The organism is Secundilactobacillus angelensis (assembly GCF_012641075.1).
GTDB classification, from domain to species: Bacteria; Bacillota; Bacilli; order Lactobacillales; family Lactobacillaceae; genus Secundilactobacillus; species Secundilactobacillus angelensis.
On the sequence record NZ_JAAXLJ010000125.1, the window covers coordinates 1 to 230 of the forward strand.

General features: G+C 53.5%; 1 protein-coding gene. It reads right to left on the minus strand.

Features of this window, described 5'->3' with window-relative positions; genetic code table 11:
* Window positions 1–230: hypothetical protein (locus HC026_RS12650; RefSeq protein ID WP_168926235.1), on the minus strand; the 230-nt coding region annotated here is incomplete at both ends.

Sequence of the window (230 nt, forward strand, 5' to 3'; positions counted from 1 at the left end):
AATCCTTTGGATCCACTGACGTCCCTTCGCCGTTGGCTGACTTGAAGTAGGAAACCGTCCCATCGCCTTCGACATGTTCGCCGAGTCCTGGTGTGTTATTCGTCGTGTCATGCGTCATTGTCACGCCTGGATTATCGTTCGTAACGGTCGTCTTACCCGTCTTGACCGTTTCGCCTGGGTTGACTGTGACTGCTGGCAAGCTTGGTTGATCCTTTGGCGTTTCAGTGACG